Source organism: Vibrio sp. 811 (assembly GCF_033339195.1).
On the sequence record NZ_JAWOUB010000620.1, the window covers coordinates 1 to 601 of the forward strand.

At 43.8% G+C, this 601-nt stretch carries 1 protein-coding gene; it reads left to right on the plus strand.

Annotated elements, in window-relative coordinates:
• On the plus strand, positions 1-405 hold a 405-nt coding region (locus R7Q46_RS28450), incomplete at its 5' end, for a DUF1513 domain-containing protein (protein WP_318078477.1).
• Between the last annotated feature and the right edge of the window lie 196 nt (positions 406-601).

A 601-nucleotide genomic window follows, 5' to 3' on the forward strand; every position in this document is an offset into this window, starting at 1 on the left:
CATGATGGTTCAGAAACGGTGTTGTGCGGCCAGCAATATCGCGGAGAACCTGACGAATATCCTGCTTTGCTCGCCATGCATACGCGTGGAGGAGAGATGCAAACACTGCAAGCAAAAACTGAAGAATGGGCACGCTTTAATCACTATATAGCCAGTATTGCTGCAACCAATGATTGGATTTTAGCAACATCACCTCCGGGCAGTTGTTATGGCATTTGGTCTAAAGAAACGGGCAAGCTGGTGGAGCTGAATGCACTGCCAGATGCGTCTGGTGTGGTGATTTACGGCGATGAGTTTCGCGTCAGTTCTGGAGCGGGAAAAGTCGTTGAACAGAAACCTTCGCAATTCAAAAACGCATACTCAAGCGGTGTTCAATGGGACAATCATTGGTCACGAATTATTTAAAAAGTTCAATAAATAATCTCTTATTGAGAGATTTGTTGTCGATTTCGTCACCAGATTCTTAATTTTAAACCTGCAAGCTGTGAGATATTTGCCATACTTTTTTTATGGCAAGTAGCGCAAGGATCATTTCAGTGTTTGCTAGGGTTTTAATAATGACGGCACTTATGGTGCCGTTTTGCAGCTTTTCTACCGTGGT